This is a genomic window from Enterobacter sp. 22466, from assembly GCF_052044775.1.
Classification (GTDB): domain Bacteria; phylum Pseudomonadota; class Gammaproteobacteria; order Enterobacterales; family Enterobacteriaceae; genus Enterobacter; species Enterobacter dissolvens.
On sequence record NZ_JBQENX010000034.1, the window covers coordinates 1 to 1513 of the forward strand.

The 1513-nt window shown below is 53.1% G+C and carries 1 rRNA gene; it reads left to right on the forward strand.

The features are described 5' to 3' along the window. Positions 1 to 1513, forward strand: a 23S ribosomal RNA gene (locus ACTJJI_RS26165); the annotation flags it as partial.

The window sequence follows — 1513 nt, forward strand, 5'->3', positions numbered from 1 at the left end:
TGTGAACTCGAAGAGTAGGGCGGGACACGTGGTATCCTGTCTGAATATGGGGGGACCATCCTCCAAGGCTAAATACTCCTGACTGACCGATAGTGAACCAGTACCGTGAGGGAAAGGCGAAAAGAACCCCGGCGAGGGGAGTGAAAAAGAACCTGAAACCGTGTACGTACAAGCAGTGGGAGCACCTTCGGGTGTGACTGCGTACCTTTTGTATAATGGGTCAGCGACTTATATTCTGTAGCAAGGTTAACCGTATAGGGGAGCCGAAGGGAAACCGAGTCTTAACTGGGCGTTAAGTTGCAGGGTATAGACCCGAAACCCGGTGATCTAGCCATGGGCAGGTTGAAGGTTGGGTAACACTAACTGGAGGACCGAACCGACTAATGTTGAAAAATTAGCGGATGACTTGTGGCTGGGGGTGAAAGGCCAATCAAACCGGGAGATAGCTGGTTCTCCCCGAAAGCTATTTAGGTAGCGCCTCGTGAACTCATCTTCGGGGGTAGAGCACTGTTTCGGCTAGGGGGCCATCCCGGCTTACCAACCCGATGCAAACTACGAATACCGAAGAATGTTATCACGGGAGACACACGGCGGGTGCTAACGTCCGTCGTGAAGAGGGAAACAACCCAGACCGCCAGCTAAGGTCCCAAAGTCATGGTTAAGTGGGAAACGATGTGGGAAGGCCCAGACAGCCAGGATGTTGGCTTAGAAGCAGCCATCATTTAAAGAAAGCGTAATAGCTCACTGGTCGAGTCGGCCTGCGCGGAAGATGTAACGGGGCTAAACCATGCACCGAAGCTGCGGCAGCGACGCTTATGCGTTGTTGGGTAGGGGAGCGTTCTGTAAGCCGTTGAAGGTGGCCTGTGAGGGTTGCTGGAGGTATCAGAAGTGCGAATGCTGACATAAGTAACGATAAAGCGGGTGAAAAGCCCGCTCGCCGGAAGACCAAGGGTTCCTGTCCAACGTTAATCGGGGCAGGGTGAGTCGACCCCTAAGGCGAGGCCGAAAGGCGTAGTCGATGGGAAACAGGTTAATATTCCTGTACTTGGTGTTACTGCGAAGGGGGGACGGAGAAGGCTATGTTAGCCGGGCGACGGTTGTCCCGGTTTAAGCATGTAGGCGGAGGTTCCAGGTAAATCCGGTGCCTTTTTAACGCTGAGGTGTGATGACGAGGCACTACGGTGCTGAAGTAACAAATGCCCTGCTTCCAGGAAAAGCCTCTAAGCATCAGGTAACACGAAATCGTACCCCAAACCGACACAGGTGGTCAGGTAGAGAATACCAAGGCGCTTGAGAGAACTCGGGTGAAGGAACTAGGCAAAATGGTGCCGTAACTTCGGGAGAAGGCACGCTGATATGTAGGTGAAGCCCCTGCGGGTGGAGCTGAAATCAGTCGAAGATACCAGCTGGCTGCAACTGTTTATTAAAAACACAGCACTGTGCAAACACGAAAGTGGACGTATACGGTGTGACGCCTGCCCGGTGCCGGAAGGTTAATTGATGGGGTTAGCGG